The sequence below is a fragment of the Hydrogenophaga sp. OTU3427 genome, from assembly GCF_038440225.1.
Lineage (GTDB): Bacteria > Pseudomonadota > Gammaproteobacteria > Burkholderiales > Burkholderiaceae_C > Hydrogenophaga.
On record NZ_JASATI010000008.1, the window covers coordinates 30,534 to 51,085 of the forward strand.

General features: G+C 64.5%; 17 protein-coding genes and 1 tRNA gene. 7 read left to right on the top strand and 11 right to left on the bottom strand.

Going from position 1 to position 20,552, the window contains the following annotated elements:
- Positions 1-99 precede the first annotated feature (99 nt).
- The 8 genes from AAHB17_RS06910 to AAHB17_RS06945 all read right to left on the bottom strand — a co-directional run bounded on the left by AAHB17_RS06910 (position 100) and on the right by AAHB17_RS06945 (position 12,516).
- Positions 100-1,641 carry a 2-isopropylmalate synthase gene (locus AAHB17_RS06910; RefSeq protein WP_342129779.1) on the bottom strand — a complete coding sequence of 514 codons (1,542 nt, stop codon included), beginning with the start codon at positions 1,639-1,641 and terminating at the stop codon, positions 100-102.
- Positions 1,642-1,685: 44 nt separating this feature from the next.
- Positions 1,686-3,389 (bottom strand): 2-isopropylmalate synthase, encoded by a 1,704-nt coding sequence (gene leuA, locus AAHB17_RS06915; protein ID WP_342129780.1) that lies wholly within the window; start codon positions 3,387-3,389, stop codon positions 1,686-1,688.
- A 203-nt stretch (positions 3,390-3,592) separates the two neighbouring features.
- Positions 3,593-4,408 (bottom strand): CDP-diacylglycerol--serine O-phosphatidyltransferase, encoded by an 816-nt coding sequence (pssA, locus tag AAHB17_RS06920; protein WP_446719565.1) that lies wholly within the window; start codon positions 4,406-4,408, stop codon positions 3,593-3,595.
- Positions 4,409-4,473: 65 nt separating this feature from the next.
- On the bottom strand, positions 4,474-6,918 hold the full coding sequence (locus AAHB17_RS06925) for a GspE/PulE family protein (protein ID WP_342129781.1): 2,445 nt from the start codon (positions 6,916-6,918) through the stop codon (positions 4,474-4,476).
- 133 nt (positions 6,919-7,051) lie between these two features.
- Positions 7,052-8,656 (bottom strand): ABC transporter ATP-binding protein, encoded by a 1,605-nt coding sequence (locus AAHB17_RS06930; protein WP_342129782.1) that lies wholly within the window; start codon positions 8,654-8,656, stop codon positions 7,052-7,054.
- Complete coding sequence (locus tag AAHB17_RS06935; protein ID WP_342129783.1) at positions 8,656-9,711, bottom strand: ABC transporter permease; 1,056 nt, start codon at positions 9,709-9,711, stop codon at positions 8,656-8,658. Before AAHB17_RS06935 ends, AAHB17_RS06930 begins: the two co-directional genes overlap by 1 nt.
- Positions 9,695-10,723, bottom strand: coding sequence for a microcin C ABC transporter permease YejB (locus AAHB17_RS06940; RefSeq protein WP_342129784.1), 1,029 nt, complete (start codon positions 10,721-10,723; stop codon positions 9,695-9,697). The genes AAHB17_RS06935 and AAHB17_RS06940 overlap by 17 nt, the downstream gene beginning before the upstream one ends.
- An 8-nt stretch (positions 10,724-10,731) precedes the next feature.
- The gene (locus AAHB17_RS06945; protein ID WP_342129785.1) at positions 10,732-12,516 is read right to left on the bottom strand and encodes an extracellular solute-binding protein; all 1,785 of its coding nucleotides are present in this window, start codon (positions 12,514-12,516) and stop codon (positions 10,732-10,734) included.
- Positions 12,517-12,553: 37 nt separating this feature from the next.
- Here AAHB17_RS06945 and fabI point away from each other — a divergent pair, with 37 nt between their 5' ends.
- Entirely contained in the window at positions 12,554-13,348 is a 795-nt protein-coding gene (fabI, locus tag AAHB17_RS06950) for an enoyl-ACP reductase FabI (protein ID WP_342129786.1), read from the top strand.
- A gap of 55 nt (positions 13,349-13,403) precedes the next feature.
- The gene (locus AAHB17_RS06955) at positions 13,404-14,258 is read left to right on the top strand and encodes a DNA ligase (RefSeq protein WP_342129787.1); all 855 of its coding nucleotides are present in this window, start codon (positions 13,404-13,406) and stop codon (positions 14,256-14,258) included.
- Positions 14,259-14,267: 9 nt separating this feature from the next.
- Here the strand turns inward: AAHB17_RS06955 and AAHB17_RS06960 are convergent, their stop codons facing one another.
- Both AAHB17_RS06960 and AAHB17_RS06965 read right to left on the bottom strand, forming a co-directional pair.
- Positions 14,268-14,495, bottom strand: a complete 228-nt coding sequence (locus AAHB17_RS06960; protein WP_342129788.1) for a YdcH family protein — start codon at positions 14,493-14,495, stop codon at positions 14,268-14,270.
- 33 nt (positions 14,496-14,528) lie between these two features.
- A complete protein-coding gene (locus AAHB17_RS06965) occupies positions 14,529-16,811 on the bottom strand; it encodes an arginine/lysine/ornithine decarboxylase (protein WP_342129789.1) in 2,283 nt (760 codons plus the stop codon).
- Between the two features lie 175 nt (positions 16,812-16,986).
- On the opposite strand from AAHB17_RS06965, the gene AAHB17_RS06970 reads away from it, so the two are divergent.
- The 4 genes from AAHB17_RS06970 (at position 16,987) to AAHB17_RS06985 (ending at position 18,893) form a co-directional block, all read left to right on the top strand.
- A complete protein-coding gene (locus tag AAHB17_RS06970; RefSeq protein WP_342129790.1) occupies positions 16,987-17,418 on the top strand; it encodes an NfeD family protein in 432 nt (143 codons plus the stop codon).
- 24 nt (positions 17,419-17,442) lie between these two features.
- Positions 17,443-18,372, top strand: coding sequence for an SPFH domain-containing protein (locus AAHB17_RS06975; RefSeq protein ID WP_342129791.1), 930 nt, complete (start codon positions 17,443-17,445; stop codon positions 18,370-18,372).
- Between the two features lie 5 nt (positions 18,373-18,377).
- Positions 18,378-18,776 carry a DUF2237 family protein gene (locus AAHB17_RS06980; protein WP_446719566.1) on the top strand — a complete coding sequence of 133 codons (399 nt, stop codon included), beginning with the start codon at positions 18,378-18,380 and terminating at the stop codon, positions 18,774-18,776.
- Between the two features lie 27 nt (positions 18,777-18,803).
- Positions 18,804-18,893, top strand: a tRNA-Ser gene (locus AAHB17_RS06985).
- Between the two features lie 154 nt (positions 18,894-19,047).
- On the opposite strand, the gene AAHB17_RS06990 is transcribed toward AAHB17_RS06985, so the two are convergent.
- The gene (locus tag AAHB17_RS06990) at positions 19,048-19,560 is read right to left on the bottom strand and encodes a thermonuclease family protein (RefSeq protein WP_342129794.1); all 513 of its coding nucleotides are present in this window, start codon (positions 19,558-19,560) and stop codon (positions 19,048-19,050) included.
- Positions 19,561-19,675: 115 nt separating this feature from the next.
- Between AAHB17_RS06990 and AAHB17_RS06995 the strand changes: the two genes are divergently transcribed.
- Positions 19,676-20,524, top strand: coding sequence for a hypothetical protein (locus AAHB17_RS06995; RefSeq protein WP_342129795.1), 849 nt, complete (start codon positions 19,676-19,678; stop codon positions 20,522-20,524).
- The last annotated feature ends 28 nt before the right edge of the window (positions 20,525-20,552 follow it).

The window sequence follows — 20,552 nt, forward strand, 5'->3', positions numbered from 1 at the left end:
AAAAAAAACGCAAGCAATATCAATTGCTTGCGTTTACTTTTTAAAAAACAGCCTTAAGACTGCACCGCCAGAGATGTAACATGCACCAAAAAGATGCCATCAGCCTTGTGCGGCCACGCGGTCGGCCTTGCTGTGCAGCTTGTTGAGCGCGCTCAGGTAGGCCTTGGCCGATGCCACCACGATGTCGGGGTCCGCGCCCACCCCATTGACCACCCGGCCGCCATGCTGCAGGCGCACGGTCACCTCGCCCTGGCTCTCGGTCGAGCCGCTGGTGATGGCGTTGACCGAGTACAGCACCAGTTCGGCACCGCTCTGGACGTGGGACTCGATCGCCTTGAGCGAGGCATCCACCGGACCGTTGCCGTCGCACTCGCCCAGCATCTCCTTGCCGTCCACGGTGAACACCACCCGGGCGTGGGGACGCTCGCCGGTTTCGCTGCGCTGCGACAGCGAGACCAGACCGTACTGTTCCTTTTCGGTGGTCACGCTCTCGTCGCTGCACAGCGCCAGGATGTCCTCGTCGAAGATCTCGCTCTTGCGGTCGGCCAGTTCCTTGAAGGCGGCGAAGGCGGTGTTGATCTCGCTCTCCGATTCCATCTCGATGCCCAGCTCCTGCAGGCGCTGCTTGAAGGCGTTGCGCCCGCTGAGCTTGCCCAGCACGATCTTGTTGGCGGCCCAGCCCACGTCCTCGGCACGCATGATTTCGTAGGTGTCGCGGGCCTTGAGCACGCCGTCCTGGTGGATGCCGCTGGCGTGAGCGAAGGCGTTGGCCCCCACCACCGCCTTGTTGGGCTGCACCACGAAGCCGGTGGTCTGGCTGACCATGCGGCTGGCCGGCACGATCTGTGTGGCATCGATGCCCAGGTCCAGGCCGAAGTAGTCGCGGCGCGTCTTGACCGCCATCACGATTTCTTCGAGCGAGCAGTTGCCGGCGCGCTCACCCAGGCCGTTGATGGTGCACTCCACCTGGCGCGCGCCACCGATCTTGACGCCGGCCAGCGAGTTGGCCACCGCCATGCCAAGGTCATTGTGGCAGTGCACGCTCCAGATCGCCTTGTCCGAGTTGGGGATGCGCTCGCGCAGGGACTTGATGAAGTGGCCGTACAGCTCGGGCACCGCGTAGCCCACGGTGTCGGGCACGTTGATGGTGGTGGCGCCCTCCGCGATGACCGCCTCCAGCACGCGGCACAAAAAGTCCTCGTCGCTGCGGTAGCCGTCCTCGGGGCTGAACTCGATGTCGGCGCACAGGTTGCGCGCGAAACGCACCGATTGCTTGGCCTGCTCGAACACCTCGTCGGGTGTCATGCGCAGCTTCTTCTCCATGTGGAGCGGGCTGGTGGCGATGAAGGTGTGGATGCGGGCACGCTGCGCGCCCTTGAGCGCCTCGGCAGCGCGGGCGATGTCGCGGTCGTTGGCGCGGGCCAGCGAACACACGGTGGAGTCCTTGATGGTGTTGGCAATCGCCTGCACACAATCGAAGTCACCGTTGGAACTGGCGGCAAAGCCGGCTTCGATCACGTCGACTTTCAGGCGCTCCAGCTGGCGTGCGATGCGCAGCTTCTCGTCCTTGGTCATCGAAGCGCCAGGCGATTGTTCACCGTCACGCAAGGTCGTGTCGAAAATGATCAGTTTGTCAGACATGGGGTATCTCCTGTGAATGTGTGAATACGGGAATGTGGGTGGCCTCAGGCGCCAACAGGCACCCCATCGAAGGTGACCGGACTGCGCGAACCATCCATTGTCGCGCGTTGCAGGCCGGACAGGATGGCCTTGAGCGACGCGGCCAGGCTGTCGGTGTCGCGCCCGACGCCAAAGACCGTCTGCGCATCGCCGACCCGGAGTTCAAGGTAGGCCATGGCCTGCGCGTCGGCGCCCGCGCCAATGGCATGTTCGTGGAAGTCGAGCACGCGCACCGGCACGCCACAGGCGTCGGCGATCGCGCTGACAAAGGCTTCGATGGGGCCATCACCCTGTCCGGCAAATGCCACCACATCGCCATTCACCACACACTCGCCCGCCAGGCGCACGTGTCTACCCGCATGGCCGTCGGGGGCCTGCAGGTGGTAGCGCGGCGCCGCGGTGCGGGTGACGCCGTATTCGGCGTCGAACAGGCGCCACAGGTCGGCCGCAGTCAGCTCCCGGCCCTCCTCGTCCATGACCCGCTGCACCGCCTGACTGAACTCGATCTGCAGGCGGCGCGGCAGGTCCAGCCCGTATTCGTTCTCCAGCAGGTAGGCGATGCCACCCTTGCCCGACTGGCTGTTGACACGGATCACCGCCTCGTAGCTGCGGCCCAGGTCCTTGGGGTCGATGGGCAGGTAGGGAATGGCCCAGATGTCGCCCTCGCGGCGCTGGGCGAAGGCCTTCTTGATCGCGTCCTGGTGCGAGCCGGAAAACGAGGTGTAGACCAGCTCACCCACGTAGGGGTGCCGCGGATGCACCGGCAGCTGGTTGCAATGCTCGACCGTGCGGCGGACCTCGTCGATGTCCGAGAAATCGAGCCCGGGGTCGACGCCCTGGGTGTAGAGGTTGAGGGCCACGTTGACGAGGTCGAGGTTGCCCGTGCGCTCGCCGTTGCCGAAGAGGCATCCCTCGACCCGCTGGGCACCGGCCTGCAAGGCCAGCTCGGCCGAGGCCACGCCCGTGCCCCGGTCGTTGTGGGGGTGGACCGAGACCACGATCTCAGGGCGATCGCGGAAGCGCCGCACCATCCACTCGACCTGATCGGCGAACACGTTGGGGGTGGCGTTCTCGACCGTGGTGGGCAGGTTCAGGATGATGGGGCGCCCTTCGCCCCAGGCGGCGATGGCGGTTTCGCAGGCCTGCAGGGACACCTCCAGTTCGGCCAGCGAGAAGGTCTCGGGGGAATACTGCAGCACCCATTCGGTTTCCGGATGGGCGTCGGTCAGCCGGCGCACGAGACGGACGTGCTCATCGACCAGCTGCATCACCTGGGGCACGTCCAGGCCGAACACCACGCGCCGCCACACCGGCGCCACCGCGTTGTAGACATGGACGATGGCGCGGCGCGCCCCCGCCAGCGATTCGATGGTGCGCTCGATCAGCTCGGCGCGTGCCGGGGTCATGACCTGTATGGTCACGTCCTGCGGAATCCGCTCTTCGTCGATCAGCTTGCGCACGAAATCGAAGTCGGTCTGCGAAGCGGCCGGGAATCCGACCTCGATCTCCTTGAAACCGATGCGCAGCAGCAGGTCGAACATGCGCAGCTTGCGATCGGCGTCCATGGGCTCGATCAGGGCCTGGTTGCCGTCGCGCAGATCGGTGCTCAACCAGATCGGCGCCTGGCGCAGGACGGTGTCCGGCCAGGTACGGTCGGTGAGCCCCACGGGACGGAAGGCTTGGTATTTGCTGGCAGCTTGCTTCAACATGGTGGTCTCTCGAAGATAGACCAGCAACACCAAAGAAAAACGGCCCGTTGCTGGTGCAGACGGGCCGTGGATTCTGAAATGCGTGCGCGCTCGAAATCACCTGCCCGTGGGGGACAGTAGCAGTAGAGCGCGTGCGACAAAATTCATGCAATCAATATAACACAAAGCAATGGCCTGGCGGCCTGGCGGCCCGGCGCACGCGATCAGTCGTGCAGACCGCGCTCATCGGGCTCGTCGGTCGAGGTGCTCACCACACTGGCTGGACGGCCCTTGGCCTTGCGCCAGCCATAGACCGCATACCCCGACAGGCCATACAGCACGAACAGGCCGAACAGCACGGTGGGCGGGTGGATGTTGATGACGGCGATGCCCAGCGCCACCAGCACGATGGCGGCGAAGGGCACGCTCTTCTTCAGGCTCAGGTCCTTGAAGCTGTAGAAGGGCACGTTGGTCACCATGGTCAGGCCGGCGTAGAGCGTGATCGCGAACATCGGCCACTGCAGTTCATACCCCTTGAAGCCCGCCTCGGTGGTCAGCCAGATGAAACCCGCCACCAGCGCCGCTGCCGCGGGCGACGGCAGGCCCTGGAAATAACGTTTGTCGACCACGGCCGTGTTGACGTTGAAGCGCGCCAGGCGCAAGGCAGCACAGGCGCAGTAGACAAAGGCGGCGATCCAGCCCCAGCGGCCCAGGCCCTTGAGCGACCACTCGTAGGCGATCAACGCGGGGGCCGCGCCGAAGGACACCATGTCCGAGAGCGAGTCCATCTGCTCGCCGAAGGCGCTCTGCGTGTGGGTCATGCGTGCCACGCGGCCGTCCAGGCTGTCCAGCACCATGGCGGCAAAGATGCCCACGGTGGCCAGGTCGTAGCGGCCGTTCATCGACATCACCACCGCATAGAAACCACCAAACAAGGCGGCCAGCGTGATCATGTTGGGCAGCATGTAGATGCCCTTGGGGCGGCGCGCCGGCACCGAGGGTTCGGTGGCGTCGGCCTGATTGTCCAGTTCGTCTTGCATTCGCAGAAGTGTAAGCCAGCGTCCAGTGAACCGGCGCTCCACCTAGACTGGCCGCGGTCACTGCGTCAGGCGTTGCTGTTGGCCCGCACTTCCGACAGGCTGGTGTGCCCCAACAACACCTTTTCGATGCCGTCCTGGCGCAGCGTGCGCATGCCGTCGGTCAAGGCACGGTTGAGCACGTCCTCGGAGCGGGCGCGGATCTGGATCAGGTGGCGCAACTCCGGCGTGACCACCAGAAGCTCATGGATGCCCAGGCGGCCACGGAAACCGGTCTGACCACATTTTTCGCAGCCGGGCGCGTGGCAGCTGTGCAGCACCCCCCCCTGGCCGAAGGCCTGCCGCCATTGGGCGTGCAGGGCCGCCGGGTCGCGCAGCGTGTCATCGGGCGGCAAGGCGATCTGGTAGTCCAGCGTGAGCTGCTCCAGTTCGTCCTTGCCCATGGGCACCCGCTTCACGCAATGGGGGCACAGCCGGCGCACCAGGCGCTGGGCCATCACGGCCAGCACCGAGTCCGAGAAGGAGAAGGGGTCGAGCCCGAGGTCGATCAGGCGGGTGATGGTCTCGGCGGCCGAATTGGTGTGCAGTGTGGACATCACCAAGTGTCCGGTCAACGAGGCCTCGACCGCGATCTCGGCGGTTTCCTGGTCACGGATCTCGCCCACCATGATCACGTCCGGATCGGCGCGCAGCAGGGAACGCAGCGCAGTGGCGAAGGTCCAGCCGATCTTGGAATTGACCTGGATCTGGCGCAGGCCGTGCTGGGTGATCTCCACCGGGTCCTCGGCGGTCCAGATCTTGCGGTCGGGCTGGTTCAGGTGGTGCAGCGCCGAGTGCAGGGTGGTGGTCTTGCCCGAACCGGTCGGCCCGACACACAACACCATGCCGTAGGGCCGGTCGATGGCCTGGGTGAACAGGGCCAGGTTGCGCGCGCTCAGGCCGATGTCGGCCAGCGCCATGGAACGCGAGGAGGCCAGGATGCGCATCACCACGTCTTCCAGCCCCTGGGTGGTGGGGATGGTGGCCACGCGCAGTTCGAGCTTGAGGCCGCCAAACTTGGAAAAGTTGATCTTGCCGTCCTGGGCCTTGCGCTTTTCCGAGATGTCCAGGTCGCACATGATCTTGATGCGCGCGATCAGGGCGTTGCGGTAGCTGGCGGGCAGCTCAAGGTAAGGCCGCATCCGGCCATCGATGCGAAAGCGGATCTTGAGTTTCTGGCGCCCCGGGTAGGGCTCGATGTGGATGTCGGACGCGCCCTGCTGGAAGGCCTCGAAGATCATGGAGTTGATCAGGCGGACCAGTGTGTTGTCCGATTGCTCGATCTGGCGTTCTTCCTCGGTGTCCTTGCTGTCCACCACCAGTTCCGACGCCAGCTGGTAGACATCGTTCTGGGCCAGGTTGCTCACGTCCGGCTGGGGCGTCTGGGCATCGCGCGGCTCCTGCATCTGCTCGGCCAGCCCGACCTCGCGGTAGATGCGGCTGATCTTGGAGGCGATTTCGTCCCCCGAGCACAAGACGGGCATGACCTTGAGCTGGGTGGTGAACTCCATCTCTTCGAGGATCTTGAACTGCAGCGGGTCGGCCATGGCCACCACCAGCAGGCCCTTGTTGAGCATCAGCGGCTGCACCTTCAGGCGCAGGGCCATGGCCAGCGGCACCAGGCGCAAAGCATCAACGTCGTACTCGAAGGACTTGAGCTCCACCAGCGGGTAGCCCATCTTGCGGGCAAAGGCCATCTGCAGATCCGCGGTGGACACCATGCCCAGCTCGACCAGGATCTGCCCCAGCGGCACGTTTTTGGTTTCCTTCTGCTTCTTGAGCGCCACGCCCAGTTGCACCGCCGTGATCTTGCCCAGACCGATCAGGGCCTCGCCGATGGGTACCGGCTTGATGCGGGCTTGGCGCTCCAGCGCGGTCAACAGGTCGGCACGGGTTTCGATGACCCCGTTGGCCATGCCGGAGTGGAAGTCCAGCGTGGTCTCGGCAAACACCGGCATCAGGGTGCTGGCGAAATCGGTTGAGGAAAACGAATCGGCGTCGACCCCGTTGGTCGCCACGTCGGCTGCTTCGTAGCTTTCCAGCGCTGAGCGTGGCACGAACAGGCGCGCCACGCCGCTGCCGGTCGGGTCCTTCACGAACATCCACAAGCCGGAAGGCAGGTCCTGCACGCCAGCGCTCTGGCCGGTCAGCCGCGAACCGTCGATCAAGCGGATCATGTAGGGCTGGAAATTCAGCACCGCGTCCAGCGCGTCCTCGGGTGACGGCGCGGCACCCAACATGCGCAAGCCGCCATCGACGCGCATGCATTTGAACTGGTTGAAACGGATGGCGGTGGCCGATTTGGCCGCCGTCGCCTGCACCTTGATGAGTTGCTGCGCGACGTCAAAGGTCAGCAACCGCCCCTGGATGCTGTTGGCCCCCCAGCCCAGCACCTCACACGGCCAGCGCTTGGCGCTCGGCGCGTCGGTGACCAGCAGGCCCGAAGGCGGAAGGGGAAATTCGAAGTTCTTCATGTGGGAAAGGACTTGGCACACCGTGTGCACCGCGGGGTGCGGCGCAACGGCGCTGGGTCGAAGCGTAGCGCGGCTGGCGAAGGCAAATGTAACATCTCGAAACAAACGCAGCCGCCACCCTGCACGGGCCTGGTCACGCGGCCTCCAGCAACTGCCGGGTGTAGGGGTGTTCGGGTTGGCCGAGCACCCGCTCGCAAGCCCCCCGCTCCACCACCTGCCCGTGCTGCATGACCAGCAGTTCGTGCGCCATCGCGCGCACCACCGCCACGTCGTGGGTGATCAGCAGGTAGCTCAGGCCCTCGTCGCGCTGCAGGCCCTGCAACAGCTGGACCACCTGCTTCTGCACAGTCACGTCGAGCGCACTGGTGGGCTCGTCCAGCACCAGCACGCGGGGTCGCACGATCAGCGCCCGCGCGATGGCGATGCGCTGACGCTGGCCACCTGAAAATTCGTGCGGGAAGCGGCTGAGAAGGCCCGACGCCTCCTCATCCGGCATCGCCGCGTCCACCAGATCAACCGCCCGCAAGACCTGCAGCACCCGGGCACGTCGTTGCTCGGCCCCCAGGCCAGGCTCGTGCACGCGCAGGCCTTCACCCACCACCTGCTCGATGCTCATGCGCGGTGACAGTGACGAAAACGGGTCCTGGAACACCACCTGCACCTGCTGGCGCAACGCCACCTCGGCGCCCTGGCGCCGGGCGGCGGCCCAGCCCTGCCCCGCCACTTCCAGCCGGCCGCCATGGTCCAGCAGGCCCAGCGCGGCCAGTGCCAGGGTCGACTTGCCCGAGCCCGACTCGCCGATCACACCCACGGTCTGGCCGGCGCGCAACTCGAAATCCGCCGCCTGCACGGCGCAAAAACGCCCCTTGCCGAACCAACCGCGCCAGCCAGGCAGCGCTGTGGGGTAGTCCACCGACATCGCCTGGGCGGACATGAGCACGCCGGCATCGGCCCGCACCGGAGATAGTTCACGCGGCGGCGTGCTGTCGATCAGCAGCCGGGTGTAGGGGTGCTGGGGCGAGGCCATCACCTGCGCCACCGGGCCCTGCTCCACCAAATGGCCCTGCTCCATCACGGCCACGCGGTCCGCCACCCGGCGCACCAGGTTGAGGTCGTGCGTGATCAGCAGCAAGGCCATGCCGTGCTCGCGTTGCAGGCGGTCCAGCAGCGACAGCATCTGGCCCCGCAGACTGGCGTCCAGCGCGGTGGTGGGCTCGTCGGCCAGCAGCAGCTTCGGGCTGCTCGCCAGGGCCATGGCGATCATGGCGCGCTGGCGCTGGCCACCGCTGAGCTGGTGGGCGTAGCTGCCGGCGCGCCGGGTCGGCTCGGGGATGCCGGTCGAGGCCAGCAGTTCCACCGCCGCATCGGCCGCCTGGCGGCGCGTGAGGCCCTTCTTGAGCTGCAGGATCTCAGCGATCTGGTCACCCACGGTGTAGACCGGGTTGAGCGCGGTCATGGGTTCCTGGAAGATCATGGCCACGTCGTCGCCGCGCACGCCGCGCAGCTCGCGTTCGCTCAGGGCCAGCAGATCACGCCCCTGCAGCAGGGCCTGGCCCGAGATGTCGGCGTTCTGCACCAGGCGCAGCAGCGCCAGGGCCGACACCGTCTTGCCCGAGCCCGACTCGCCCACCAGGGCCAGCTTTTCGCCAGCGCGGATGTGGAAATCGATGCCGTGCACCACCTCGCGCCCGGCAAACGCGACACGCAGGTTCTTGACGTCAAGCAAAGGCGCGGTCATCAACGGTCCTGTTTGCGGGGGTCCAGCGCATCGCGCAGGGCGTCGCCCATGAAGGTCAGCAGCAAGAGGGTGAGCACCAGGACACCAAAGGTGGACAGCGAGATCCACCAGGCGTCGATGCTGGCCTTGCCCTGGCTCAGCAGCTCGCCCAGGCTGGGCGTGCCGGCCGGCACCCCCAAGCCCAGGAAATCCAGCGAGGTCAGGGCCAGGATGGCGGCGCTCATGCGAAAAGGCAGGAAGGTCACCACCGGCGTCATGCTGTTGGGCAGGATGTGGCGCCACATGATCTGCCGGCTGCCCACACCCAGGGCACGCGCCGCGCGCACGTAGTCCATCTGCCGGTTGCGCAGGAACTCGGCGCGCACGTAATCGGACAGGCCCATCCAGCCGAACAGGCTGAGCAGCACCAGCAGCAGCGCGATGCTGGGCGCGAACACGGCGCTGAAGATGATCAGCAGGTAGAGCTCCGGCATGGAGCCCCAGACCTCGATGAAGCGCTGGAAGGCCAGGTCGGTCTTGCCGCCAAAGTAACCCTGCACGGCGCCGGCCAGCACGCCCAGCAACACACCGATGGCGGTGAGCGCCAGCGCGAACAGCACGCTGACCCGGAAGCCGTACACCAGCTGGGCCAGCAGGTCGCGGCCCCGGTCGTCGGTGCCCAGCCAGTTGGTGCCGGTGGGGGGCGACGGATTGGGCGACGGCGCGAAGTAGTTGATGGTGCGCGGACCGTAGGGGTTGAGCGGGTAGATGGCCCAGTTGCCGCCCTTGCCGAGCTGGGCCTGGATGAAGGGGTCCAGGTAGTCGGTGGCCGTCTCGAAATCGCCGCCGAAGGTGGTCTCGGGGTATTCCTTGAGCAGCGGCGCGTAGAACTGGCCCTCGTAGCGCACGAGCAGCGGCTTGTCGTTGCACCACAGCTCGGCGCCCAGGCTCAGCAGCACCAGCACCACAAACGCCACCAGGCTGGTGAAGCCCAGGCGGTTGCGCCGGAAACGCGCCCAGGCGCGGCGCGAGGGGCTGGCCGGAGGAGCAGGACGGGCTTCAATCGAATTTGACACGGGGGTCGACCCAGACGTAGCACAGATCGCTGACCAGCTTGGTGACCAGCCCGATCAGCGTGAAGAAGTACAGCGTGCCCAGCACCACCGGGTAGTCGCGCCGGATCACGCTCTCGTAGCTCAGCAGGCCCAGCCCGTCGAGCGAGAACAGGGTTTCGATCAACAGCGAGCCGGTGAAGAAGGCGCCGATGAAGGCGGCCGGAAAGCCGGTGACGATGGGAATCAGCGCGTTGCGGAACACGTGTTTCCACAGCACCTGGCGCTCGCTCAGGCCCTTGGCCCTTGCGGTCAGCACGTACTGCTTGCGGATTTCCTCCAGGAAGGCGTTCTTGGTCAGCATGGTGGTGACGGCAAAACTGCCCAGCACCATGGCCACGACCGGCAAGGTGATGTGCCACAGGTAGTCGACCGCGCGCGCGACCCAACTCAACTCATCCCAGTTGCTGGACGTGAGCCCGCGCAGCGGAAACCACTGCAGCTGCCCGCCAAAAACCACCAGCAGCGCCACCCCCAGCACGAAGCCCGGGATGGCATAACCCACCAGCACCAGCAGCGTGGTCACCAGATCGAAGCGGGAGCCTGCCCGCACCGCCTTGGCCACGCCCAGCGGCACGGCAATGCCGTAGCTGATGAAAAACGTCCACAGGCCCAGGCTGATGGACACCGGCAGTTTCTCGACGATCAGCGCCCAGACGTCCTTGTTCTGGAAAAAGCTCTTGCCCAGGTCGAAGCGGGCGAACTGGCCCAGCATGTCGACAAAACGCTCATGCGCCGGCTTGTCGAAGCCGTACAGCGCCTTGATCTGCGCTATGCGCTTGGGATCCACGCCCTGCGCGCCGCGGTAGACGCTGCCCCCCCCCTCGGCACCGCCGCCGCCGGCTGTGCGCGCCTCGGCCAGGTACTGCTCCACCGGGCCACCGGGCACGAACTGCACCACCACGAAGGTCAGCAGCAGCACGCCCAGCAGCGTGGGGATCATCAGCAAGAGGCGTTTGAGGATGTACAGCCACATGGTCTTTTCTACCGTGCCCACCAGGTATCGATGGCCCAGGCTTCGCCCTGGAAATAAGGCGGAACCACATCGGGCTTGGCCAGGCGCTGCTGGTTGTAGGCCATGCGGTGCGTGCCGGCGGTCCATTGTGGGATCAGGTAGTGGCTGTGCGCGATCACGCGCTCCAGCGCGCGGCAGGCGGGCAGCAGTTCGTCCTGGGACGTGGCGCTGGTCATGCGCGCGATCAGGGCGTCCACGGCGGGAGAGCTGACACCAGCATAGTTGCCCGAGTCGGGCGTGCGGGCGGCCTCGCTGCCGAACATGTCGGCGTATTCCTGGCCCGGGTTGTGGGTGCCCTGGAAGGCGATGCTCATGAGGTCGAAATCGAAGGTCTGTATGCGCTGCTGGAACAAGGCGAAATCCACCGCGCGGTAGCGCAGCACCACACCGAGCTTTTCCAGGTTGCGTATCCAGGGCGTGACCACCCGCGAGCCGGCCTCGTTGCTGTCCAGGTACTCCAGTTCCATGGCCTCGCCGCGGGCGTTCTTGAGCACACCACCCTGTATGGTCCAGCCGGCGTCCTGCAGCAGGGCCTTGGCGCGGCGAAGGTTGGCGCGCAAGGACGAGTCGCCATCGGTGCGCGGCGGCTGGGTCATGGGGCCGAAGACGGCGGCCGGCACCTGCTGGCGCCAGGGCTGCAGCAGAGCGAGTTCTGCGGCGCCGGGCTCGCCGGTGGCCGCGCAGGCGGTGTTGCCGAACAGGCCGTTGACGCGCTGGTAGGCGTTGTAGAACAGCTGCCGGTTCATCCACTCGTAGTCCATGGCCAGGCCCAGCGCCTCGCGCACGAGGGGGTCCTTGAGGCGGTCTCGTCGGGTGTTGAGCACGTAGCTCTGGAAACCCGAGGGCAGGCGGTGCTTGAACTCGCCCTTGACCAGTTCGCCCGAATCAAAGCGCCGGCCATTGACCCGGCGCGCCCAGTCGCCGGCCGAGAAAAAGCGCATGAGGTCGAACTCGCCCGCCTTGAGGGCTTCGAGCCGCGCGGTGTTGTCCTTGTAGATCTTGACCGTGATGCGGTCGAAGTTGGAGCTGCCTCGCTTGACGTTCAAATCGCGTGCCCAGTGCTGCGGGTCGCGCACGTAGGTGATGTCCTTGCCGAACCGCACCGGACCGATCCTGTAGGGGCCGCTGCCGATGGGGACGTCGGTCACCACCTGATCAAAAGGCTTGCCCTCGCCCCATGCGCGGCTGAACACCGGCAGGCCGCCCACGGTGAGGGGCAACTCGCGGTTGGGCTTCTTGAAGCGGTAGCGCACGGTGCGCTCATCGAGCACGTCCAGGCCCGCCACATCGGCCAGCAAGGTTTTGTAGGCGGGCGAGGTGTGGGGGCCCATCAGGGTGTCGAAACTGTGCTTCACATCCTGGGCCAGCACCGGCACGCCGTTGTGAAAACGTGCCTGCGGGCGCAGGCGGAAGGTGGCGCTCAGGCCATCGGGCGCCACCACCACATCCTCGGCGAGCAGGCCATAGCCGCTGGCGGTCTCGTCCAGCGAGCCGATCAGCAACGACTCGAACAGCAGCCCCGACAGGTAGGCCGGCGCGTTGCCTTTGATGGTGAAGGGGTTGTACTTGTCGAAAGTGGAGGTGCGCAGGTTGCTCACCAGCCGCATCTCGCCGCCCTTGGGCGCTTGCGGGTTGACGTAGTCGAAGTGGGCGAAGCCGGGCGGATACTTGAGATCCCCCCACAGCGCGTAGCCATGTGCAGCCCACGCTGGCCCGCACACGCCGATCAGCACACAAAGCAGCAAACGTCGCATGCGACAATTCTGCAAGATTTTTTCTGGAGAGCGATCCATGGGTTTTTTGGCTGGCAAGAAATTGCTCATCACCGGCGTGTTGTCCAACCGTTCCATCGCCTACGGCATCGCCAAGGCGTGCCACGAGCAGGGTGCCGAGCTGGCGTTCAGCTACGTGGGTGAACGTTTCAAGGACCGGATCACCGAATTCGCGGCCGATTTCAACTCGACGCTGGTGTTCGACTGCGACGTCGGCGATGACGCGCAGATCGCCAAGCTGTTCAAGGACCTGTCGGCCCACTGGCCGACGTTCGACGGTTTCGTGCACAGCATCGGCTACGCGCCGCGCGAAGCCATTGCCGGCGATTTCCTCGAAGGCCTGTCGCGCGAGGGCTTCAAGATCGCCCACGACATCAGCGCCTACAGTTTCCCGGCCATGGCCAAGGCCGCCCTGCCCTACCTCAACCCCAAGTCGGCCCTGCTGACCCTGACCTACCTGGGTGCCATCCGCGTGGTGCCCAACTACAACACCATGGGCCTGGCGAAGGCCAGCCTGGAAGCCAGCGTGCGCTACCTGGCCGACTCGATGGGTCCCAAGGACATCCGCGTCAACGGCATCAGCGCCGGCCCCATCAAGACCCTGGCCGCCAGCGGCATCAAGGGCTTCGGCAAGATCCTGTCGGTGGTGGCCGAAACCTCGCCCATCCGCCGCAACGTGACCATCAGCGATGTCGGCAACGTGGCCGCCTTCCTGCTCAGCGACCTGGCCGGCGGCGTCAGCGCCGAAATCACCTACGTGGACGGCGGCTTCAGCAACGTGGTGGGCGGCATCGCAGAGCCGGCCGAATCCTGATCCAGCCCGGCCCATGAGACTCGCGGCGCGCCTCCCCTGTCTGGTGGCGTGCCTCGTGTGGCTGTTCCAGCTGGGTGGCTGGTCGCCGGCTTGGGGCCAGACGGCCTCGGCGCCCCCACCTCTGATGCTGGCCCGCGGCTATGCCCCCGGCATCCACCTGCCGGACTACTGGGTCAGCGAAAAACTGGACGGGGTGCGCGGCCACTGGACCGGCAGCCAGTTGCTCAGTCGGGGCGGCATCGCCATCGCTGCGCCGGCCTGGTTCACGGCCGGCTGGCCGGCGGTACCCATGGACGGCGAGTTGTGGGGCGGCCGTGGGCAGTTCGCCGCGACCGTCTCCACCGTTCGCCGCGAGGTGCCGGACGACGCGGCCTGGCGGCAGATCCGCTTCATGCTTTTTGACCTGCCCGCCCACGGCGGCCCGTTCGACGAGCGCGTGGCCGCCATGCTGGCCCTGGTGGAAACCACCGGCCAAGCCTGGCTGCAGGCCGTTCCCCAGCGCCGCGTGCCCAACGACAAGGCCTTGCAGGTCCTGCTGAAACAGACCGAGAAACTGGGTGGCGAGGGGCTGATGCTGCACCGGGGCGCGGCGCTTTACCAGGCGGGGCGCAGCAACGACATCCTCAAGCTCAAGCGCCACGAAGACGCCGAAGCCGAGGTGCTGGCGCACCTGCCTGGTCGGGGCAAACACACGGGTGGCGTGGGCGCGCTGCAGGTGCAGACGCCCGATGGCCGGCGTTTCAGGCTGGGCAGCGGCCTGAGCGACGCCGAGCGGCGAGAGCCACCGCCCGTGGGCACTTGGGTCACCTACCGCTACCGTGGTCTCAACCAGAGCGGCCTGCCCCGCTTCGCCACCTACCTGCGGGTGCGCGGCGACATGGGTCTCAATGGCCCACCCGCGCCACGCTGACGCCCGCCATCACGGGTGGCCGTTGGCACCGACCTTCTTGAGGTGGGCGTACAGCTGGTCCTTGAGCTGCAGCTTTTCCTTCTTGAGGTTCTCGATCTCCACATCGGTCGCTTTCACCAGATTCGACGCCATGTTCTGGATCAGATGATCGAGCTCGTTGTGTCGGTCAAACAGGCGCGTGAAATGGGCGTCACGGCCCTTGAGACTGGACATCAGGTCGCGGTACTCAGGAAACATCGGCAGCTCCTTCGGGGGTGCCCCGCAGGGGCATCAGGACTTTTTAACACAGTCGGCGAAGTAGCTCTTGCTGCCGCTGGGCCCGTCCTGCACCACCAGGCCGTGGATGTCGTTCTCGAAGCCCGGGCATTCGCTGGCGAATTCGCGGTTGAACTTGAGGTAGTCGACGATCTTCTTGTTGAACACCTCGCCCGGGATCAGCAGCGGGATGCCCGGCGGGTACGGCGTCACCAGACTGGTGGTGATGCGGCCTTCCAGGTCGTCGATGGCCACACGCTCGGTGCTGCGGTGGGCGATGTGGGCGAACGCGTCGCTGGGCTTCATGGCCGGCGTGTGGTCACTCAGGTACATGTCGGTGGTCAGGCGCGCGATGTCGTACTTGGCGTAGAGCGTGTGCACGTGCTGGCAGAGGTCGCGCAGCCCCATCTGTTCGTAGCGCGGCTGCTTGGCGCAGAACTCCGGCATGATGCGCCACATCGGCTGGTTCTTGGCGTAGTCGTCCTTGAACTGCTGCAGCGCGGTCAGCAGCGTGTTCCAGCGGCCCTTGGTGATGCCGATGGTGAACATGATGAAGAACGAATACAGACCGGTCTTCTCGACCACCACGCCGTGTTCGGCCAGGAACTTGGTGACGATGGACGCCGGAATGCCCGACGCCTCGAAACGGCCGTCCAGGTTGAGACCGGGCGTGACAATGGTGGCCTTGATCGGGTCCAGCATGTTGAAGCCCGGTGCCATGTCGCCAAAACCGTGCCAGTCCTTGGCGGTGGCGGTCTCGTCGGTGCCACGGTTGAGCACCCAGTCGCCCGCCTCGCCAACACCCTCGTCGGCCAGTTCGTCCGGGCCCCAGACCTGGAACCACCACTCGTCGGCGCCGAAGTCGTCGTCGATCTTGCGCATGGCACGGCGGAAGTCCAGCGCCTCCAGGATGCTCTCCTCCACCAGCGCGGTGCCGCCGGGCGGCTCCATCATGGCGGCGGCCACGTCGCAGCTGGCGATGATGCTGTACTGCGGGCTGGTGCTGGTGTGCATCAGGTAGGCCTCGTTGAAGAGGTGGCGGTCCAGCTTGGTGGTCTGCGAGTCCTGCACCAGCACATGGCTGGCCTGGCTGATGCCGGCCAGCAGCTTGTGGATGGACTGGGTGGCGTAAACCACCGAACTCTTGGGGCGCGCGCGCTTCTTGCCCATCGCGTGGTAGGGACCGTAGAAGGGATGGAAGGCGGCATGGGGCAGCCAGGCCTCGTCGAAGTGCAGGTTGTCGACGTAGCCGTCCAGCATGCCCTTGATGGTCTCGGTGTTGTAGAGCACGCCGTCGTAGGTCGACTGGGTCAGGGTCAGCACGCGCGGCTGCACTGCATCGGCATCCACCCCGGCCAGCAGCGGGTTGGCGCGAATCTTGGCCTTGATGGCCTCGGGCTCGAACTCACTCTGCGGAATCGGGCCGATGATGCCGTAGTGGTTGCGCGTGGGCTTGAGGAAGACCGGCACCGCGCCGGTCATGATGATGCTGTGCAGGATGGACTTGTGGCAGTTGCGGTCCACCACCACCACGTCGCCCGGCGCCACCGTGTGGTGCCAGACCATCTTGTTGCTGGTGCTGGTGCCGTTGGTGACGAAGAAGCAGTGGTCGGCGTTGAAGATGCGCGCGGCGTTGCGCTCGCTGGCCCCGATGGCGCCGTTGTGGTCCAGCAGTTGGCCCAGCTCCTCCACCGCGTTGCAGACGTCGGCGCGCAGCATGTTCTCTCCGTAGAACTGGTGGTACATCTGGCCCACCGGGCTCTTCAGAAACGCCACGCCGCCCGAGTGGCCCGGGCAGTGCCAGGAGTAGGAGCCGTCCTCGGCGTAGTCGAGCAAGGCCTTGAAGAACGGCGGCTGTATGCCTTCGAGGTAGCTCTTGGCCTCGCGGATGATGTGGCGCGCCACGAATTCGGGCGTGTCCTCGAACATGTGGATGAAGCCGTGCAACTCGCGCAGCACGTCGTTGGGCAGGTGGCGGCTGGTCTTGGTCTCGCCGTACACATAAATGGGCACGTCGGCGTTCTTGCGGCGCACCTCTTCGATGAAGCTGCGCAGGCTCAGCACGATGGGGTCGAGGTCAGGGCCTGGGGTGAATTCCTCGTCGTCGATGGACAGGATGAAGGCGCTGGCCCGCGACTGCTGCTGCGCGAACTGGGACAGGTCGCCGTAGCTCGTCACACCCAGGACCTCGAAACCCTCGGCCTCGATGGCCTGCGCCAGCGCGCGGATGCCCAGACCCGAGGTGTTTTCAGAGCGGTAGTCTTCGTCGATGATGACGATGGGGAAACGGAATTTCATGAGCGTGGCCTGAATCGGAAAGAAAGTGCGCCGCGCCACCAGGGGCGGCGGCCTTTTTGCAGTGCGCGAAGTGTACGGAAATAATGCGGTGCTCCCATGAAGGGGCATCGCTTTTGGCCCCAAAATCAGACCGCCGGCCCGTGAAGCCGGCCCATTTGTCTCAAGGAGCGCAGGCATGGCGGAATCGACCATCTGGTGGCTGTTGGCCGGCACGGCCGTCGGCGTCGAGCTGGTGACCGGGACTTTTTACCTGCTGATGGTGGCCCTGGGCCTGGCCGGCGGGGCGGTGGCCGCCCACCTTGGGCTGTCCGTGCCCCTGCAGTTGCTGTGCGCGGCCCTGCTCAGCGGCGGCGCCGTGGTGCTGTGGCACCGCCAGCGCAAGCGCGCGCCCGACCGCCTGCCGGCCCGCGCCAACCCCGACGTCAACCTGGACATCGGCCAGACCCTGCACATCGACGCCTGGGACGCCAACGGCACCGCCCAGGTGAAATACCGGGGTGCCCTGTGGACCGCCGAGCCCATGCCCGGCGTATCGCATACCGGCCAGGGCATGTACCGCATCGAACAGGTGGTGGGCAGCCGCCTGCTGGTGGTGCCCGCCGCCTGACATCAACCACAAGAGAGGAAACCCATGGAAATCGCCCTGCTGGCCTTCATCGTCGCCATCATCTTCATCGTCCGCTCGATCAAGGTCGTGCCCCAGCAGAACGCCTGGGTCAAGGAGCGCCTGGGCAAATTCGCCGGCACCCTCACGCCCGGCCTGAACTTCCTCGTGCCATTCATCGACCGCGTGGCCTACAAACACAGCCTGAAGGAAATCCCGCTGGACGTGCCCAGCCAGATCTGCATCACGCGCGACAACACCCAGTTGCAGGTCGACGGCATCCTGTACTTCCAGGTCACCGACCCCATGCGCGCCAGCTACGGCTCGTCCAACTACATCATGGCCGTGACCCAGCTCGCCCAGACCTCGCTGCGCTCCGTCATCGGCAAGCTGGAACTGGACAAGACCTTCGAGGAACGCGACATCATCAACGCCCAGGTCGTCCAGGCCATCGACGAGGCGGCGCTGAACTGGGGCGTCAAGGTGCTGCGCTACGAGATCAAGGACCTGACGCCGCCCAAGGAAATCCTGCACGCCATGCAGCAGCAGATCACCGCCGAACGCGAGAAGCGCGCCCTGATCGCCGCCTCCGAAGGCCGTCGCCAGGAGCAGATCAACATCGCCACCGGCGAGCGCGAGGCCTTCATCGCGCGCTCCGAGGGTGAAAAACAGGCCGCCATCAACAACGCCCAGGGCGAGGCCGCCGCCCTGATGGCGGTGGCCGAGGCCACGGCCCAGGCCATCGAACGCATCGCCGCCGCCATCCGCCAGCCCGGCGGCGAGCAGGCGGTGCAGCTCAAGGTGGCCGAGAAGGCGGTCGATGCCTACTCCCGCGTCGCCGCCGACGCCACCACCACGCTGGTGGTGCCCGGCAACATGACCGAGGTGTCCGGCCTCATCACGTCGGCCATGAAGATGGTGCAAGTTGGCCAGGCCACGGGTACCGCCACCCGCTGAAGGAAATGCCCATGACGACGCCTGCCCGCAACGTGCTTGGTGGCGAACTGCTGTCCTGCTCCTTCGATCCCCTGACCGGCTTTTTCCGCGACGGCTGCTGCCGCACCGATGACAGCGACCAGGGGCGCCACCTCATGTGCACCCGCGTCACGGCCGACTTCCTGGCCTTCTCCATGCAGTCTGGCAACGACCTCAGCACGCCGCGCCCGGAATGGCGCTTTCGTGGCCTGCAGCCCGGGGACCGCTGGTGCCTGTGCGTGGATCGCTGGCTCGAGGCACTGGCGGCTGGCGTTGCGCCACCCGTGGTGCTGGAGGCCACCCACGAGGGCACGCTTCGCAGCGTTTCACTGGAGACTTTGCAGGCACATGCATGGAAACATCCCAGCGCCCGGGGAACCGCCTGAACTCTGCGCTACAATGCAAGGCTTCGCGGAGAGGTGGATGAGCGGTTTAAGTCGCACGCCTGGAAAGCGTGTGTGGGCTAATCCCCACCGCGGGTTCGAATCCCGCCCTCTCCGCCAGTATGCAAACCCAAGTGATTGATTTCACTTGGGTTTTTTGCTTTGTGCGCGATGAAAGTCACACTGCAGGGCACACTCTGTGGATCGCTACACCATCCATAGCTCAATCACCGACTGCGACGGTAACGCATAGCCCCGAGTAGATGCAGACACCCTATCGGGTCTTTCGCCTGAACTCCCACGGTGGCACAGGGGCCACATCGACCCAAAGGCCGTTTCGATTTTGTCGAGCCACTCGTTCTGCTCTTGAATATTCAGTGCGCTCCGCAACTGGTTGCTCACGCTCATACTCTTTGTAGTGCCATGCCATCCCGGCATGCAACTGTTGCAGGTTGGCATCAATTCCGTCCAGTACCACCCTTCCAACGATGCGACCATACCGGTCTCGCTTGTTGTATTCAACAAACACATTGCGCGCGAAAACAAGCTTCGACAAGTGCTCCTTAGAACGTTGACCAAAAGGCTGCCTTTTCTCAGGAGCATCAATGCCCTGAAGTCTCACCTTGTATCGATTTTGGTCGCGATCGAGAACAGTCACAGTGTCTCCATCGCTGACCGCCACCACCTTGCCCGTCACCGAATCAGACAAGACGATGCTGGGCATCACCAGACCAAGCACTGCCAAAAGTCGAACTAGAGTCAAGAACACGCTAAAACTTTCAATCACGGGAAGACAAGGGCCCATGGTAGTGCAAACATCCCTCAATCTTTCCAATATGATGACACTGATCCCCCTGTGAAACTCTAGTCAAGGACAGGCCCCCCTAAGTGAGTGCTGGGAGATGAAATCTCATCAAGTTGATGCCCTTTTACGAATCGCAGCAGCTGTCAGAATCCACTTGCAACATCACCAAAAGACAACTAGTCAATTAGGATTTACGATGGCATATTATGGGAACTACCGCAAACGTAGCTATCGAAGCTGGCGCAGCAGAGGCTATGTCAGCAGCAGCAGTTGGTCATCAAAATCCACTGAATTGTTTAGAACCTTTGGATCGGCCATCTATGAAATTCGAACAGCATTTCTCAATCTAACAGACGACGCGTTAGATGAACTGCTGAAAGACTATGGGGCAATATATGGATCATCTGCGGAACGATATGCCAGAAAGACTTACACCTTATGGAAGAGCGGGAAGACAAACCTCTCTGGACAAACGCTAGAGCGTCTCGTTGAATTCGTGCCCCCATATTTGGAACCGGAGCAAAAAATTCACCTAGTCCGAATGATTGCTGTAAAGCACGAACAAAAGCCTGCGCATTACAAAACAGTATCAATCAATCTCAAAGAACCCGGGAATGCATATTTAGAGATTGATACTTTATTGCATCAAATGGATACCGAAGATGTTCTGGCCCACTTACCAGAACACGTAATGAAAGCAGCAACATGGCTTTACGACGATGATGTAACAGCAGCTAGAGCGATCCTTGCCGAGTCCAAACGTACACAGAATGAAATTATGAAAACATCAGCGCGACGTGAGATTGACTTGCTAAAGAGAACAATATCATCCGGCCAGATCAAATCCGCAAACTACAGAATAGAACTACCATCTGGAATACTGCAAATTCAAGCCTACTCTCCAAAAAAAGGGTTGCTCTCAACCATAATTGAGTGGCTCATATAGAAATTGATCTCACCTACCTTTGCAAAAA

Bases quoted from the DNA above. Each gene is read 5' to 3' on its own strand.
- AAHB17_RS06980 (WP_446719566.1), top strand. From the start codon at position 18,378: ATGCCCATGACGACGCCTGCCCGCAACGTGCTTGGTGGCGAACTGCTG.
- AAHB17_RS06995 (WP_342129795.1), top strand. From the start codon at position 19,676: ATGAAATCTCATCAAGTTGATGCCCTTTTACGAATCGCAGCAGCTGTC.
- AAHB17_RS06960 (WP_342129788.1), bottom strand. From the start codon at position 14,495: ATGTTTCCTGAGTACCGCGACCTGATGTCCAGTCTCAAGGGCCGTGAC.
- AAHB17_RS06975 (WP_342129791.1), top strand. From the start codon at position 17,443: ATGGAAATCGCCCTGCTGGCCTTCATCGTCGCCATCATCTTCATCGTC.
- pssA (WP_446719565.1), bottom strand. From the start codon at position 4,408: ATGCAAGACGAACTGGACAATCAGGCCGACGCCACCGAACCCTCGGTG.
- AAHB17_RS06970 (WP_342129790.1), top strand. From the start codon at position 16,987: ATGGCGGAATCGACCATCTGGTGGCTGTTGGCCGGCACGGCCGTCGGC.
- AAHB17_RS06930 (WP_342129782.1), bottom strand. From the start codon at position 8,656: ATGACCGCGCCTTTGCTTGACGTCAAGAACCTGCGTGTCGCGTTTGCC.
- AAHB17_RS06910 (WP_342129779.1), bottom strand. From the start codon at position 1,641: ATGTCTGACAAACTGATCATTTTCGACACGACCTTGCGTGACGGTGAA.
- AAHB17_RS06925 (WP_342129781.1), bottom strand. From the start codon at position 6,918: ATGAAGAACTTCGAATTTCCCCTTCCGCCTTCGGGCCTGCTGGTCACC.
- AAHB17_RS06965 (WP_342129789.1), bottom strand. From the start codon at position 16,811: ATGAAATTCCGTTTCCCCATCGTCATCATCGACGAAGACTACCGCTCT.
- leuA (WP_342129780.1), bottom strand. From the start codon at position 3,389: ATGTTGAAGCAAGCTGCCAGCAAATACCAAGCCTTCCGTCCCGTGGGG.
- AAHB17_RS06940 (WP_342129784.1), bottom strand. From the start codon at position 10,723: ATGTGGCTGTACATCCTCAAACGCCTCTTGCTGATGATCCCCACGCTG.
- fabI (WP_342129786.1), top strand. From the start codon at position 12,554: ATGGGTTTTTTGGCTGGCAAGAAATTGCTCATCACCGGCGTGTTGTCC.
- AAHB17_RS06945 (WP_342129785.1), bottom strand. From the start codon at position 12,516: ATGCGACGTTTGCTGCTTTGTGTGCTGATCGGCGTGTGCGGGCCAGCG.